Origin of the sequence: Mycobacterium sp. SMC-8, from assembly GCF_025263565.1 — a bacterium.
Taxonomy (GTDB): Bacteria; Actinomycetota; Actinomycetes; order Mycobacteriales; family Mycobacteriaceae; genus Mycobacterium.
The window spans coordinates 2,402,551-2,417,108 of the sequence record NZ_CP079865.1 but is presented as its reverse complement, the minus strand read 5'-3'; the positions used below and the strand labels follow the sequence as shown (position 1 = coordinate 2,417,108).

Here is a 14,558-nt window from a genome sequence, read left to right as displayed (position 1 = left end):
TCGTCCAGACAACGACCGACCACCCCGCCCGGGTTCCGCGCGGTCAACCGTGCCGATTGATGGTGTACTGCACCAGCGTGGCCAGCGCCTGGCGGCCGGGTCCGTCGGGCAGCAGCGCGAGCTCATCCTCGGCCTCGCGGGCGTAGGCCGCCACAGTCTCCTTGGCTTTCCGGATGCCGTCGGACGCGCGCAGCAGCCGCAACGCCTCGGCGAGGTCGCCGTCGTCGGTGACCGGCTGAGCCAGCAACTCCCGCAGCCGGTCGGCGTCGGGCCCGGTCTCGCGCAGCGCGTACAGAACCGGCAACGTGTGCACACCTTCACGCAGGTCGGTACCCGGCACCTTGCCGGACTCGTCCGGGTCGCTGTCGATGTCGATGATGTCGTCGGAGATCTGGAACGCGGTGCCGACGATGCCGCCGAGGCGGGCCAGCCGCTCGATCTGCTCCTCGTCGGCGCCGGAGAAGGTGGCCCCGAACCGGCCGGAGGCCGAGATCAGGCAGGCCGTCTTCTCGTAGACCACCTTCAGGTAGTGGTCGACCTCGTCGACATGGTCAGCGGCGCCGCGGGTCTCCCGCATCTGACCGGTGACCAGCAGCGCGAAGGTGTCGGCGATGATCCGCACGGCGTCGGGTCCCAGCCGGCTGACCAGCCGGGACGCGGTCGCGAACAGATAGTCGCCGGCCAGGATCGCGATGTTGTTGCCCCAGCGGGCGTTGGCGCTGGGGGCACCGCGACGGACCTGCGCCTCGTCCATGACGTCGTCGTGGTACAGCGTCGCCAGGTGCACCAGTTCGATGACAGAACCGGCGACGGTGACCTGCCAGGCGTCCGGCTCGGGGCCCAGTTGCGCGGACAGCACGGTGAACAGCGGTCGGAAGCGCTTGCCGCCGGCCTGGAACAGATGCTGCACCGCCTCGGCCATCAGCACGTCGGCCTTGCCGAGCTCTTCGGACATCAGTGCTTCGATACGGTCAACTCCGTCGCGGACATCCTGGGCGAACTCCGCGTCGCCGAAGTCCACTCCCGCCACCACGTTCGCCGGTGTCCTCACACAGCCAACATACTGGGAACCATGAACTCAGCGGCGGGCAGTAGCGAAGCGACCCGGGGTTCGGTCGCGGCCGATGTGGTCGTGGTCGGGGCCGGGCCCGCCGGCTCGTCGGCGGCGGCCTGGGCTGCCCGTGCCGGTAGCGAGGTGCTGGTGATCGACTCCGCGCAGTTCCCCCGCGACAAGGCGTGCGGCGACGGACTGACCCCGCGCGCGGTCGCCGAACTGCGCCGACTGGGGTTGCAGCCCTGGCTGGACGGCCGGATCGCCCACCGCGGGCTGCGGATGTCCGGGTTCGGCGCCGATGTGGAGGTGGCATGGCCCGGGCCGTCGTTTCCGTCGTTCAGCAGCGCGGTGCCGCGCACGGAACTCGACGAGCGGATCCGGCTGGTCGCCGTCGACGAGGGCGCGAAGATGATGCTCGGGGTCAAGGCCGTCTCGGTGGAGAAGGACACCTCGGGCCGGGTGACGGGTGTGGTGCTCGATTCCGGCGAGGTGGTGCGCTGCGCGGATCTGATCGTCGCCGACGGCGCCCGCTCGACGCTGGGGCGGGCGCTGGGTCGCGAGTGGCACAAGGAGACCGTGTACGGGGTGGCGATCCGCGGCTACATCGCGTCGCCGCGCAGCGACGAGCCGTGGATCACGTCGCACCTGGAACTGCGCTCCCCCGCCGGAGAGGTGCTGCCCGGATACGGCTGGATCTTCCCGCTGGGCAACGGCGAGGTGAACATCGGCGTCGGCGCGCTGGCGACCTCGAAGCGTCCCGCCGACGCCGCGCTGCGGCCCCTGATGAACTACTACACCGGGCTGCGCCGCGACGAGTGGGGCTTCTCCGGCGATCCCCGGGCCGGGCTGTCGGCGCTGCTGCCGATGGGCGGTGCCGTGTCGGGGGTGGCCGGCCCGAACTGGATGCTGATCGGCGACGCGGCGGCGTGTGTGAACCCGCTCAACGGCGAGGGGATCGACTACGGGTTGGAGACGGGCCGACTCGCGGCCGAGATGTTGGGTACGGGCCCGTACACCGCTGCCTGGCCGGCAGTACTGCACGAGCACTACGCCCGCGGGTTCTCGATCGCGCGGCGGCTGGCGCTGCTGCTGACGTTCCCGCGGTTCCTGCCCGCGGCGGGGCCGGTGGCGATGAGGTCGTCGGCGTTGATGAAGATCGCGGTCCGCGTGATGGGCAACTTCGTCACCGACGAGGACGCCGATGCGGTGGCGCGGGTCTGGCGGGGTGCGGGCACGCTGTCGCGCCGGATGGACGCCCGCCGCCCGTTCACGTGACACCCCCTCCCGTTGCGCGAGCGTGCGTGTCTGCGGGCGACACGCCGTCATCATCGGTAACTTCGCGCACGCTCGTCGGGCGACGGCCGTGACGTCCGTCTACCGCGCACCGTTGCGGTCGCGTCGCGACGACATCGATCCCGCGCTGACGTTCGAGCGCGCGCTGTCGTTGGGGCTGTGCGGGTTCGGCGATCACGGCGACGCCGAGCGGGTGGCGCGGCGGGTCGAGCGGTTCGCGGCGGTGCCGGACGGTTCGCTGGTGTGGACCCGCGGGCCCGAAGGGCTGTATCGGCTGGGACGCCTCGACGGTTCTTACTTCTACGACGCCGACGGCGAGGACGTCGACCTCGTCCACGTCCGGCCGTGCCGGTGGCTGGACTCCCCGGTCGACGAATCCCGTTGCCCGGCAGCCGTCGTCGCGACGTTCGGGCGCGGAGGACGCAACTTCCAGCAGATCCACGACGACCGCGTCGGCGAGGAGTCGACGCGCCTGTGGAGTGACTGAGCGGCGCGGGGGCGCGGCTGCGCGAACGTGCGTGTTGTCGTGCTTTTTCGCGGCGTGTCGGCCGCAGACACGCACGCTCGCGGGAAAGGAGGGCGGGGTCAGGGGAAGCGGGGTCAGGGTTTGGTGGCGGCGTGCAGCGCGACGATCCCGCCCGTGAGATTGCGCCAGCGCACCTTCGACCAGCCGGCCGCCTCGATGCGCCGGGCCAGCTCGCGCTGATCCGGCCAGGCCCTGATCGACTCGGCCAGATACACATACGCATCCGGATTGGACGACACCGCCGACGCCATCGCCGGCAGCGCCCGCATCAGGTACTCCTTGCACACCGTCGCGAAGAGCCCGTTGGTCGGCGTGGAGAACTCGCACACCACCAGCCGTCCGCCCGGACGGGTCACCCGCGCCATCTCCCGCAGCCCCGCCGAATGGTCGACGACATTGCGCAGTCCGAAGCTGATGGTCACCGCGTCGAACACCCCGTCGGCGAACGGCAGCCGGGTGGCGTCCCCGGCGACCTTGGGCACGTCGCGTGACGCGCCGGCCGCCAGCATGCCCACGGAGAAGTCCGCGGCCACACACCACGCGCCGGAGCTGGCCAGTTCGACCGTCGACACCGCCGTCCCGGCGGCCAGGTCCAGCACCTTGTCCGAGGGGCTCAGCCGCAGCGCCTCGCGGGTGGCGCGGCGCCAGAACCGGTCCTGTCCCAGCGACAGCACGGTGTTGGTCAGGTCGTAGCGGCGTGCGACCCCGTCGAACATCGACGCCACTTCATGGGGATCCTTCTCCAGCGACGCGCGGTTCACGCAGCCGAACGTATCAGGCAGACCGCTGGCAGTTGGCTGTGCGCTCGGTGCCCCGGGAATGGTTGGCGACCCGCCGGGCATTGATCCGGGCATGAGTTGCCCTGTGTCAAGCCGCCCTGGGTTGATCCTGGTTGATCAGCTTTTGGAGGGCCCTGTGTTGGGTGGGATCGTAGGCGACTTCGTCGTGCCAGCAGTGCCAGAGGATGTAGAGCCAGGCGCGGGCGAGGATGCGCACGGCGTGGGGGTGGTCGTGTCCGCGGGCTCGGGCGCGGTTGTAGAGATCGGCAGCCCAGGGGTTGGCTCGACGACTGTCACCGGCGAAATCGCATACGGCGTCGCGGAGTTGTTTGTCTGCAGCCCAGCGGAATCCGACGTGTTTGACTTTCCCGGACTGGCGGGTGGAGGGGGCGACTCCGGCCAGGCACGCCAGCGATTCGGGGGTGGGGAACCGTGCGCGGCAGTCGCCCATTTCGGCGAGCAGTCGGGCGGCACGGAAGGTGCCCGAGCGGGGCAGGCTGGTGAAGATATGAGCATCGGCGTGAGCGTCGAGTTGCTCGGCGATGCTCTGGTCGAGGGTTTTGATCTGGGCGCTCACAGTGCTCAACACCTCGACGAAGGTCGCGGTGATGGTGGCACCGTCGATACCGGTGGCGCCGCGAGGCGCGGCGGTGAGTCGTCGGTGCAGTTCACTGGCGTGGGTGCGGCCGCTGTAGCCAACGCTGGCCAGCCAGTTGGCCATCCGGGTGACCGAGAGCCAGTCGGCGCGGTCCTGGCAGTCAAAGCGGGCCAAAAAGGCCAGGCTGATCGGCGAGTCGATATCGGCGAACAGCCCGATCGCGCCGGGAAAGACGATCATCAGATGAGCCCGCAGCTGGTTGGCGATCGCCACGCGGTGAGCGACCAGATTTTTGCGGGCTCGACAGGTCTGACGCAGGGCGACGGTGGCCGGGCTGTCGGGCTGCAGGGGCCGCAGCCGGGTCCGGTCGGTGCGCAAGGTGTCGGCCAGGACGAACGCGTCGAAGCGGTCGTCTTTGTTGCCGGCCGATCCGTAGCGCCCGCGCAGGTTCTTCACCTGGTTGGGACTGATCACCACGACGGTGATCCCGGCCTCGAGCAGGGCATCTACAACCGGACCGTCGGGGCGTTCGATGGCGACTTCTCCGACACCGACGCGCTGCAGTGTGGTGAGCAGATCACGCAGCCCAACGGCGTGGTGACCGATCGTTTTGCGGGTGATCTCGCGGCCTTTGGCATCGACGATCGAGACCGCGTGATCATCGCGGGCCCAGTCGATTCCACAGGTGAGCCCATTGGTGGGTTCCGTTGGCAGGGTATTTCGGGCAGACTTCATGACAGCCTCCTCGCTGCTAAGCCCAGTGGGGAGGCACCCTTATGTGCAGGTTCCGGGGCACGACTGCCGGTTCGCTCACTGAGCGGCGCTCGGTGGCGCATAGCCCTGTCGACGGTCAACGCGCCCCGGGTAACCACTGGCCTCCGCAGAACTCATGCTGGACATCGAATGTGTCGAGCGAGCAGGGCGATAGATCAGCGGCACCTCGGGTGCATCGGCAATCCATCCAAGATCACCGACACAAGGATGGTGCACCAGTGAGCGAAAAAGTCTGGTTCATCACCGGTGCGTCGCGCGGCTTCGGACGCGAGTGGGCGATCGCGGCGCTGGCATGCGGTGACAAAGTGGCCGCCACCGCCCGTGACCTGTCCACCCTCGACGACATGGCAGCCGAGTACGGCGACGCGCTGCTGCCACTGAAGCTCGACGTCACCGATCACGACGCCGACTTCGCCGCGGTCGCGCGGGCCCACGACCACTTCGGCCGGCTCGACATCGTCGTCAACAACGCCGGCTACGGACAGTTCGGGTTCATCGAGGAGCTCTCGGAGAAGCAGGCCCGCGACCAGATCGAGACGAACGTGTTCGGCGCGCTCTGGATCACCCAGGCCGCACTGCCCTACCTGCGCGAACAGCGCAGCGGCCACATCATCCAGGTGTCCTCGATCGGCGGGGTCGTGGCCTTCCCCAACCTCGGCGCCTACCACGCGTCCAAGTGGGCGCTGGAAGGGTTCTCCCAGGCGTTGGCCCAGGAGGTCGCCGAGTTCGGCGTACACGTCACCCTGATCGAACCGGGGGGTTTCGCCACCGACTGGGCCGGGCCGTCGGCCAAACACGCCACCGCGCTGCCGGCCTACGCCGACGGGCACGCCAGGAACGAGCAGATGCGCGCGTCACGGACGGCACGCCCGGGCGATCCGCAGGCGTCGGCCCGCGCGCTGCGCAAGATCGTCGACAGCCCCGACCCGCCACTGCGGGTGTTCTTCGGGGAGCTGCCGCTGGAGCTGGCCAGGGCCGACTACCAGAGCAGGCTGGCGGAGTGGGAGAAGTGGCAGCCGGTGGCGATCGAAGCCCAGGGGTGAGGCGCGGCGCGCGATGTGACCGGGCCGCCTACGCCGCGCGCAGGCGGCGGGCCCCCAGCACCGCGTCGTAGTGCCCGAGCAGCTCGTCGCAGATCGCCGGCCAGCTGCGGCCCAGCACGCTGCGGCGGGCGGCCACCGAGTAGCGGCGACGTTCGGCGATCAGGTGGTCGACCGATGCCGAGAGCCGGTTCTCGAATTCGGTTACCGGGAGCAGGAATCCAGTGCGGTACGGGGTGACCAGATCGCGAGGCCCGCCGGCGTCCGGCGCGACCACCGGCAGTCCCGAGGCCATCGCCTCCTGAACCGCCTGACAGAAGGTCTCGTGCTCCCCGGGGTGGACGAACACGTCCATGCTGGCGTAGGCGGCCGCCAACTCGGGCCCATACAGGGCGCCGGTGAAAACCGCCCGGGGAAGCATGTTTTCGAGCTTGGCGCGGTCCACGCCGTCACCGACCACGACGAGCTGCAGATCGTCGCGCGCGTGCAAAGCGGCCAGCCGCTCGACGTGCTTCTCGGGCGCCAACCGGCCGACGAAACCGATGACGGGCTTTCCGTCGGGCGACCACGAGCGCCGTAGCTCCTCGTCACGTGCCGACGGCACGAAGCCCGTCACGTCGACCCCGCGAGCCCATTTGTGCACTCGGGGAATCTGATGTGCGGCAAGGCTTTCGATCGCCGCAGTAGACGGCGCCAGCGTGCGGTCGGCCTTGGCGTGCAGCCGGCGGGTCCAGGCCCATGACGCCTGCGAGAGCATCCCCACCCCGTAGCTCTGCGCGAAACCGGCGACGTCGGTCTGGAAGACGGCCACCGTCGGGACACCGAGACGCCGCGCGGCGTGCACCCCACCCCACCCGAGCAGGGCCGGGGAGGCCAGATGCACCACGTCAGGCGCGAATCCGCGCAGCACCCCGACCATCCGCGGCCGCGGAACCCCCAGCGGCAGCGAGGTGACCTTCGGGAGCATCATCGACGGAACCCGGTGCACCCGGACCCCGTCGTGCACCTTGTCGGCGACCGGCTGCCCGCGCGGGGTGTCCGGAGCGATCACCAAGGCTTCGTGGCCGGTGCGACGCAGATGCTCGATCACCCGGAGCACCGAGTTGGTGACCCCGTTGACATTCGGCAGGAACGATTCGGCGACGATGGCAACGCGCACACGCCGACGGTGACATCGTCAGCTGTCGGCGAGGTTGCGCGCAGGGATATGTCACACGAATACCCGGTGCGCGGCCAAAAGCGGGCCCCGAACCGTCATCGCGACAAGGATGGACCCATGCACTGGACACGCCCTCTGGCCGCGCTTGCGGCGCTCGGGTTGCTGACGACGGCGCTCGGATGCACCACCGAGATCAGCGGCGCCCCCCGCGTCGACGCGACCGCGACGCCGCTGGCGCTGACCGAGGACGGGTTCGGCATCGTCGCAGGCTTCGACGACGCGCCCGCCAAGATCGAGATCTACACCGAGCCGCAGTGCACGCACTGCGGCGACCTGCAGTACGACTTCGGCGACCAGCTCGCCTACCAGATCACCGTCGGCGCGCTGCAGGTCACCTACCGGCCGCTGACGTTCCTCGACACCAGCTACGACGGGTACTCGGCGCAGGTGGCCAACGCGCTGTTCCTGGCCGCCGACGCCGTCGACAACTCCGCGGCCACCGGCACCCAGCTGCAGCGCTTCGTCCACGAGCTGTGGGTCAACCAGCAGCCCGGCGGCCCGGAGTTCACCGGCCGGCAGCTGCGCGACATGGCCGGCAGCGCGGGTATCGCCGATGCCGTGGCCGACCACATCGCCAGCGGCTCGGAGGCCGTCGACGTCGTCGAGATGGACGACACCAACTTCGATCTGCTGTTCGACATCGACCGCACCGAGACCGGCACCCCGACCGTGTTCGACCTCAACGCCGGCAAGAGGCTCGACATCTACGACGACGACTGGCTGACCGACCTGGTCGCACCGTAGCGGCGTTCGATCAGCGCGGTGACGCCCAGCGCGGTACCCGCGATCAGCCAGCCGAGCACCGCGATGGACCCCGCCGGGATGATGGCCAGCGCGGCATTTCGGTCCTGCACCCGCACCAGATCCGGGTCGTTGACGTCGTATTCGACATAGATGCGCATGCCGTTCTCGAGCTCGGACGGGTACAGCACACCCAGTTCGGGACGGTAGGTGACCCGGTCCTTTGTGACGAACTCGATGGTCGAGCGCCGCTGTCCCGCGTCGAGCACAGTGGCTTCGGCCACCCCGAGATGGCGTTCGATCTGGCGGTCGTTGCGCCACGCGCCGAGCACCAGCAGCACCGACTGCAGTGTCACCAGACACGCGGCGACGACGATGCCGATCCGGACCCGGCGCACGATCCGCGCCCGCCGCGGCTCCCCCGGCTCGCCGTACAGGTGCGGAATCACGAACTGCCGCAACGCCTTGAGGCGTCGCACCAGGTCGGTCACAGCAGGGCAGCCCGGATCGACGCGTGCAGCTCCCGCAACGAGGACCTGTCCGCCTTGACCTCCAGGACGCGCATGCCGTCGGCGTCCTCGTCGAGCGCGTCGGCGAGCTGACCGGCCTCGATCTGGCGGCTCTCCACGTGATAGGCCCGGCACAGCGCACCGACGTCGACATCGTGCGGTGTGCCGAAGATGCGCGAGGACACGTCGGAGAACCGCGGGTCGCCCTGCTCCAGCAGCTCGAAGATGCCGCCGCCGTTGTCGTTGGACACCACGATGGTCAGGTTCTGCGGGGTCGGCTCGGTGGGCCCGATCAGCAGACCGGAGCTGTCATGGACGAACGTCAGGTCGCCGATCAGCGCGACCGTGCGCCCGCCGCCGCGCTCGTGGGCGAGCGCCGCGCCGATCGCCGTCGAGACGGTCCCGTCGATACCCGCGACACCGCGGTTGGAGCGCACCTTGACCTCGGCGGTGTTGAAGCCCACCAGCGCGATGTCGCGGACCGGGTTCGACGCGCCGAGCACCAGCTGATCGCCGGGCCGCACCGCGTCGGCGACCGCGGCGGCCACGTGCAGACCCGTCGTCAACGGATGCGCGGCGAGCTGCCCGCGCACCGCATCGACGGCGCGCCGGCCGGCCTCGGCACACCGGCGCATCCAGTCCTGCGACGGCTCGCCGGAGGTGATCGCGCGGGTGCCGGTGGCCTGGGAGTTACCCGACACGTCAGGCCAGCGTGGACCGGTGGTGAGCGCGAACACCGGCACCGCCGGGTCGGCCAGCAGCGCCGAGACGGGTCGGTGCAGCGTGGGCCGGCCCAGCATGATGACCTGCTTGGGACGCAGCAGCCGCAACGCCAGCGGATGCAGCGGATTCTGCGCGTACGGAGCCGTCGGCTCGGCGACCGTCGGAAGGTGGGCCAGGTTCGGGTGCACGCCCGCTCCGTGCCCGGCGATCACCACGGTGTCCGGCGTCAGGTCGATGTCCAGCGGCTGGTCGAACGTCACCGGGGGTGTGTGGGTCCACGGCCTGCCGTCGGGGCGGCCGTCCGGCGCGTAGGGCGTGGCGGGGTCCTGCGCGTCGGGCACCAGCGGCTCACGCAGCGGGATGTCGAACTGCACCGGGCCCGCGTTCGCCGACCGGGATCCAGTGGCCGCCACCAGGACTCGGCATGTCGCCGAGCGCCACTGGGCGTTGAGCGAATCCATGTCCGCCAAGTCCTCGGCCAGGCCGAGGCTGATAGTGGCGCGCACCTGGGTGCCGAAGTAGCCGAGTTGCTCGAAGGTCTGGTTGGCCCCGGTGCCCAGCAGTTCATAGGGCCGGTTGGCCGACAGCACGATCAGCGGTACCCGCGCGTAGTTCGCCTCGACCACCGCCGGGCCCAGGTTGGCGACCGCGGTGCCGGACGTCATCGCCACACACACCGGGGCCCGCTCCGCCACCGCGAGCCCGATCGCCAGGAAACCGGCCGTCCGCTCGTCGATCCGCACGTGCAGGCGCAGCCGTCCGGCCCGGTCGGCGTCGTGCAGCGCGAAGGCCAGCGGCGCGTTGCGCGAGCCGGGGCACAGCACAACGTCGCGGACGCCGCCGCGGATCAGTTCGTCGACGACCACCCGGGCCTGCGCCGTCGAGGGGTTCACCACTACAGGGTATCGGCGAAGAAATTGAGGATCGCGGTGTTGACGACCTGCGGCTTCTCGATGAAGCCCAGGTGGCCGGTGCCCGGGATCTCCAGGAACTGCCCGTTGGGCAGCGCGTTGGCGACCTCGCGACCCAGGTGGGACGGCAGCACGACGTCGTCGGCGAACCCGATCACCAGGGCCGGGGTGGTGACGTTCTGGTAGGCCGCCAGCCGGCTGCCCTGCGGGGCGATGTCGAGCTGGGTGCGGATACCGGGGGTGGGCTTCTGCGGCCACATGGTGAACATGTCGATCCAGTCCCGCACGGCGTTGTCATCGTTCAAGGTTTTCGGTGAAAAGCTCTCCAGCAGACGCACTTTCGCCTCGAACTCGACCGGGAGCGGGGCGCCGGCCTGGGCCAGTGCCCGCTCGCCCTGCCAGAAGAAGTCGCGGGTGCGGTCGTGGCGGCCGCGGGTGGCCATCAGCACCGCCGATCGGACCAGCTCGGGGCGGGCCACCATCAGCTCCTGGGCGATATAGGAGCCCATCGAGACCGCCACGATCCGCACCGGGCCGAGCCCGAGGTGCTCGATCAGCGCAGCGGTGTCGCCGACCATCGTCTCGGTGGTGAACCCCGATGCGTTCTCGGTCGCGCCGATGCCGCGGTTGTCGAACGTCACACACCGGTAACCGGCGCGGGCGAAGACGGGCACCTGGTGCAGATGCCATGTGCGCCCGGCGCCGCCACGGCCTGCGATGAACAGCACCGGCTCCCCCGAGCCGCGATCGTCGAATGCCAGATTCACCCCGCCGACGCTACTGGAAGCCCGCGAGGCGCCGAGAGTGCGCTCGACAGTGCCGGTCGGGCCGTCATCACGCTCTCAGCGCACTTTCGCGACCGGCTTTCCACGCCGAATCCGCTTGAGCGCGGCGTCCCACAGCAGCGCGGTGGAGGTGGCCAGCGCCGCCGGTTTGACCATCTCCTTGCCCATCAGCGCGGTGGCCAGCGCCTTGGTCGACGCCGAGGCCTTCGACATGTGCCCGGAGTCGAACGGCGGCTGCGGGTCGTACTCCATCGACAGCTGGATGGCCTTGGCTCTGGCCTCGCCGGCGATGCGCCCGGCCAGCCACAGGCCCAGGTCGATGCCCGCCGACACTCCCGCCGCGGTGACGGTCTTCTCGTCGGCGACCACGATCCGCTGGTCGCCGACCGGCTGCGCGCCGAGCGTCTTGAGCACCGGCAGCGCCGCCCAGTGCGACGTGGCGCGCTTGCCGTCGAGCACCCCCGCGGCGGCCAGGATCACCGACCCCGAGCACACCGACGTCGTCCACGTCGACGTGCGGTGCGCCCGCCGCACCCAGTCGAGCACCTTCTGGTCGCGGGCGTGCTCCATGGTGGCGAAGCCGCCGGGGATCAGGACGATGTCCGGCGACGGCGTCTCGTCGAAACTGTGGGTGGCGCCGATGAGCAGCACGTGCGAATCGGCGGCGATCGGACCCGGCTCGTGCCAGACGAATCGGACCTCGACGTCGGGCAGCCAGCGGAGGCTCTCGTAGGGTCCGATGAAGTCCAGGGCGGTATACCCGGGATACAGCATGATGGCGACCTGCATGGTCCCTCCTCGATCTCTCAGGCGAATGTTCTGCGGTACCGGTCAGGTGATACGCCCAAACGGCGAACGAAGCTGCGGCGCAACGTCTCCGCCGACCCGAAGCCGCAGCGCGCGGCGATCACCGTGACGGTGTCGTCGGTCTCCTCCAGTTGGCGGCGCGCCGCTTCGGTGCGGACCCGTTCCACATACGCGCCGGGCGCCTCCCCGACCTCGTCGGTGAACACCCGGGTGAAGTGGCGCGGGCTCATCGCGGCGCGCCGGGCGAGCTCCGAGATGCTGTGCGCACCACCGGGTTCGGACTCGATCGCCTCCTGCACGTCGCGAATCGGGGTGCGCCGGGCGCGGGGCATCCACACCGGCGCGGCGAACTGGGTCTGGCCGCCGGGCCTGCGCAGGTACATCACCAGGTAGCGGGCGATGGTCTGTGCGGCCTCGGTGCCGTGATCCTCCTCGACCAGCGCCAGCGCGAGGTCGATACCGGAGGTGACGCCCGCGGCGGTCCACACCTTCTCCGAACTGCGCACGAAGATCGGATCGGGATCGACGGTGACCGCCGGGAACTCGGCGGCCATGTGGGAGGCCGACGCCCAGTGCGTGGTGGCCACGCAACCGTCGAGCAGTCCTGCCTGTGCGGCCAGCACGGCGCCGTTGCATACGCTGACCACCCGGCGGGCGTTCGGTGTGACAGCCGCGACCCAGTCGATCAGCGCCGGGTCCCGGCGCGCCGTCTCGACACCCCAGCCGCCCGGCAGCACGACGGTGTCGACCGGGTCGCCGGGGTCGGGCAGCGGCTCGGCGACCAGGGTCAATCCGGTGCCGGTGCTGACCGCGACACCGTCGACGGACACGACCCGGACCGCGTATCCCTCACCGAGGCCCTGCCCGCTGACGTACACCGAGGCACTGGTGAACACGTCGAAGGGGCCGACGAGGTCGAGCGCCTGCACGCCGGGGAATCCGACGATCAGCACGGTGCGCGCCATGCCCCCAGTGTCGTCCAGGGGCGGGATGGCGTCCAGGCCATGCACCCCACAGATCAGGACAGCAGCGGAAAGCACTCCCGGACCCGGTCGATCCACCACTGCCTGCGGTCCGGCGGGGCGGCCAGCGCCGCGACCCGGTCGGGGTCGGGGGTGACGGTCGCGGCGGGCAGGTAGCCGTCGGCCGGGACGACGGACGCGGCGACGTCCTCGACGAACAGTCCGCCGGTGCCGAGCCCGCAGGCGTGCCCGAGTGTGGGCAGCGCGGCCGCGGCGACCAGCCCGACCCCGATGCCGACCGCGGAGTCCAGCGCGCTGGAGACCACGACGGGGATGTCGATCTGCGCGGCGATCTGCAGCATCGCGTGGACACCGCCCAGCGGGGCGACCTTGAGCACGGCGACGTCGGCGGCGCCGCTGCGGACGACGTGCAGTGGGTCGTCGGCCTTACGGATGCTCTCGTCGGCGGCGACGGGGACGTCGACCCGGCGGCGTACCTCGGCCAGCTCGGACACGGTGCGGCACGGTTGTTCCAGGTACTCGAGCGGACCGTCGGCCGTCAACGCCCGCGCCGCCGCGACCGCCTCCTCGACCGTCCAGCCACCGTTGGCGTCCACCCGCACCGTCGGCACCACGGCGCGCACGGCGTCGACCCGGGCCACGTCGTCGGCCAGCGTCTGGCCGGGTTCGGCGACCTTCACCTTCGCGGTGCGCGCGCCGGGGAAGCGCGCGAGCACGTCGGTGACCTGCGCCGCCGGGACGGCCGGCACCGTCGCGTTGATCGGGATGCGGGCACGGCGCGGCGCGGGCAGCGGGCGGTAGGCGGCCTCGATGCCGGCGGCCAGCCAGTGCGCGGCCTCCGGCGGCCGGTATTCGACGAACGCACCGAACTCGCCCCAGCCGGTGGGGCCCTCGATCAGAGCGAGTTCGCGCGTGGTGATGCCGCGGAAGCGGACCCGCATCGGCAGCGCCACGATGTGCAGCCGCTCAAGGACGTCGACGAGTTCCACCACCGCTTCATCGTGCCTCAGCGGCCGGCCTGCTCCAGCACCAGCGGCAGGGGTTCGGCGTCGGGCCTGTCGGCGCCCGACGGCAGCATCTTCAGGCCGACGACGGCGACGATGATGCCGCTCACGAAGATCAACTTGGCAGCGGAGACGGCCTCGGCACCGGTGGCCATCGCATAACCGACGGTCAGGGCCGCACCCAGGCCGGTCCACACCGCATAGGCCGAGCCGATCGGGATGTGCTTGACCGCCCAGCCGAGGCCCCAGATGCTCAGCACCATCGCCACCAGGAACACCACGGTCGAGCCCGGCCGGGTGAAACCGTCGGACTCGCCGAGCGCGGTCGCCCACACCGCTTCCATCACCGCGCTGACGATCAGGATCGTCCACGGCATGTCAGCTCACCACCTTCAGTCCGGCGACACTGCCGACGAGCAGCAACAGCAACAGCAGGCGCGCCGTGGAGGCCGCCTCCCTCTTCGTCGTGATCGCCCAGAGCACCGTCAGCGACGCGCCGATCCCGACCCACACGGCGTAGGCCGTCCCCGTCGGCAATGTCCGCATCGCGTACGCCAGGCCCGCCAGGCTCGTGGGCATGGTGATCGCGACGACCAGGACGGGCCGCCACCGCCGGAAGTTGTTCGACATGCCGAGCGCGGCCGCCCAGACGGCCTCGAAGAAGCCGCTGACCACCAGAACCAGCCAAGCCACAAGACCTCCTCAACGAGTCAGTCTTGTCGCTGCGGGTACTGCTCCCTCGTCCGCCAGCACCCGGAATTGGGCGCTGCACCGGCCACGTTACCCAACAGTTCCAGGCCGGTCATGTCCCG

16 protein-coding genes and 1 riboswitch are annotated in these 14,558 nt (G+C 70.4%); of the genes, 4 read left to right on the top strand and 12 right to left on the bottom strand.

What is annotated here, in order from left to right:
- Nucleotides 1–43: 43 nt before the first annotated feature.
- Entirely contained in the window at nt 44–1,051 is a 1,008-nt protein-coding gene (gene grcC1, locus KXD97_RS11855; RefSeq protein ID WP_260756963.1) for a nonaprenyl/(2E,6E)-farnesyl/geranylgeranyl diphosphat synthase, read from the bottom strand.
- A gap of 21 nt (nt 1,052–1,072) precedes the next feature.
- On the opposite strand from grcC1, the gene menJ reads away from it, so the two are divergent.
- Both menJ and KXD97_RS11845 read left to right on the top strand, forming a co-directional pair.
- A complete protein-coding gene (gene menJ, locus KXD97_RS11850) occupies nt 1,073–2,329 on the top strand; it encodes a menaquinone reductase (RefSeq protein WP_260756962.1) in 1,257 nt (418 codons plus the stop codon).
- 88 nt (nt 2,330–2,417) lie between these two features.
- Nucleotides 2,418–2,834, top strand: a complete 417-nt coding sequence (locus KXD97_RS11845) for a GAF domain-containing protein (RefSeq protein WP_260756961.1) — start codon at nt 2,418–2,420, stop codon at nt 2,832–2,834.
- Between the two features lie 113 nt (nt 2,835–2,947).
- On the opposite strand, the gene KXD97_RS11840 is transcribed toward KXD97_RS11845, so the two are convergent.
- The gene (locus KXD97_RS11840) at nt 2,948–3,634 is read right to left on the bottom strand and encodes a demethylmenaquinone methyltransferase (protein WP_260756960.1); all 687 of its coding nucleotides are present in this window, start codon (nt 3,632–3,634) and stop codon (nt 2,948–2,950) included.
- 106 nt (nt 3,635–3,740) lie between these two features.
- A complete protein-coding gene (locus KXD97_RS11835; RefSeq protein ID WP_260751312.1) occupies nt 3,741–4,985 on the bottom strand; it encodes an IS110 family transposase in 1,245 nt (414 codons plus the stop codon).
- Nucleotides 4,986–5,242: 257 nt separating this feature from the next.
- On the opposite strand from KXD97_RS11835, the gene KXD97_RS11830 reads away from it, so the two are divergent.
- Nucleotides 5,243–6,067: an SDR family oxidoreductase gene (locus KXD97_RS11830; RefSeq protein WP_260756959.1), complete on the top strand. Its 825-nt coding sequence runs from the start codon at nt 5,243–5,245 to the stop codon at nt 6,065–6,067.
- A 28-nt stretch (nt 6,068–6,095) separates the two neighbouring features.
- Here KXD97_RS11830 and KXD97_RS11825 read toward each other — a convergent pair whose 3' ends face one another.
- Nucleotides 6,096–7,223, bottom strand: coding sequence for a glycosyltransferase family 1 protein (locus KXD97_RS11825; RefSeq protein WP_260756958.1), 1,128 nt, complete (start codon nt 7,221–7,223; stop codon nt 6,096–6,098).
- Nucleotides 7,224–7,340: 117 nt separating this feature from the next.
- Here KXD97_RS11825 and KXD97_RS11820 point away from each other — a divergent pair, with 117 nt between their 5' ends.
- Nucleotides 7,341–8,027, top strand: a complete 687-nt coding sequence (locus KXD97_RS11820) for a thioredoxin domain-containing protein (RefSeq protein WP_260756957.1) — start codon at nt 7,341–7,343, stop codon at nt 8,025–8,027.
- On the opposite strand, the gene KXD97_RS11815 is transcribed toward KXD97_RS11820, so the two are convergent.
- From KXD97_RS11815 to KXD97_RS11780, 8 genes are all read right to left on the bottom strand, one after another.
- Entirely contained in the window at nt 7,988–8,506 is a 519-nt protein-coding gene (locus tag KXD97_RS11815; protein ID WP_396885391.1) for a DUF3592 domain-containing protein, read from the bottom strand. The genes KXD97_RS11820 and KXD97_RS11815 overlap by 40 nt on opposite strands.
- A 5-nt stretch (nt 8,507–8,511) precedes the next feature.
- Nucleotides 8,512–10,149 (bottom strand): 2-succinyl-5-enolpyruvyl-6-hydroxy-3-cyclohexene-1-carboxylic-acid synthase, encoded by a 1,638-nt coding sequence (menD, locus tag KXD97_RS11810; protein WP_260756955.1) that lies wholly within the window; start codon nt 10,147–10,149, stop codon nt 8,512–8,514.
- A 2-nt stretch (nt 10,150–10,151) separates the two neighbouring features.
- Nucleotides 10,152–10,934 carry an alpha/beta fold hydrolase gene (locus KXD97_RS11805; RefSeq protein ID WP_260756953.1) on the bottom strand — a complete coding sequence of 261 codons (783 nt, stop codon included), beginning with the start codon at nt 10,932–10,934 and terminating at the stop codon, nt 10,152–10,154.
- Between the two features lie 75 nt (nt 10,935–11,009).
- Nucleotides 11,010–11,741, bottom strand: coding sequence for a DJ-1/PfpI family protein (locus KXD97_RS11800; RefSeq protein ID WP_260756952.1), 732 nt, complete (start codon nt 11,739–11,741; stop codon nt 11,010–11,012).
- A 17-nt stretch (nt 11,742–11,758) separates the two neighbouring features.
- Complete coding sequence (locus KXD97_RS11795; RefSeq protein ID WP_260756951.1) at nt 11,759–12,724, bottom strand: GlxA family transcriptional regulator; 966 nt, start codon at nt 12,722–12,724, stop codon at nt 11,759–11,761.
- A 53-nt stretch (nt 12,725–12,777) separates the two neighbouring features.
- Nucleotides 12,778–13,734 (bottom strand): o-succinylbenzoate synthase, encoded by a 957-nt coding sequence (locus KXD97_RS11790; protein WP_396885063.1) that lies wholly within the window; start codon nt 13,732–13,734, stop codon nt 12,778–12,780.
- A 14-nt stretch (nt 13,735–13,748) separates the two neighbouring features.
- Nucleotides 13,749–14,123 carry a multidrug efflux SMR transporter gene (locus KXD97_RS11785; RefSeq protein WP_260756950.1) on the bottom strand — a complete coding sequence of 125 codons (375 nt, stop codon included), beginning with the start codon at nt 14,121–14,123 and terminating at the stop codon, nt 13,749–13,751.
- A 1-nt stretch (nt 14,124) separates the two neighbouring features.
- Nucleotides 14,125–14,439: a multidrug efflux SMR transporter gene (locus tag KXD97_RS11780; RefSeq protein ID WP_260756949.1), complete on the bottom strand. Its 315-nt coding sequence runs from the start codon at nt 14,437–14,439 to the stop codon at nt 14,125–14,127.
- An 11-nt stretch (nt 14,440–14,450) separates the two neighbouring features.
- Nucleotides 14,451–14,517, bottom strand: a riboswitch (guanidine-III (ykkC-III) riboswitch).
- Nucleotides 14,518–14,558: the final 41 nt, after the last annotated feature.

Bases quoted from the DNA above. Each gene is read 5' to 3' on its own strand.
- KXD97_RS11795 (WP_260756951.1), bottom strand. From the start codon at position 12,724: ATGGCGCGCACCGTGCTGATCGTCGGATTCCCCGGCGTGCAGGCGCTC.
- KXD97_RS11785 (WP_260756950.1), bottom strand. From the start codon at position 14,123: ATGCCGTGGACGATCCTGATCGTCAGCGCGGTGATGGAAGCGGTGTGG.
- KXD97_RS11820 (WP_260756957.1), top strand. From the start codon at position 7,341: ATGCACTGGACACGCCCTCTGGCCGCGCTTGCGGCGCTCGGGTTGCTG.
- menJ (WP_260756962.1), top strand. From the start codon at position 1,073: ATGAACTCAGCGGCGGGCAGTAGCGAAGCGACCCGGGGTTCGGTCGCG.
- KXD97_RS11835 (WP_260751312.1), bottom strand. From the start codon at position 4,985: ATGAAGTCTGCCCGAAATACCCTGCCAACGGAACCCACCAATGGGCTC.
- KXD97_RS11800 (WP_260756952.1), bottom strand. From the start codon at position 11,741: ATGCAGGTCGCCATCATGCTGTATCCCGGGTATACCGCCCTGGACTTC.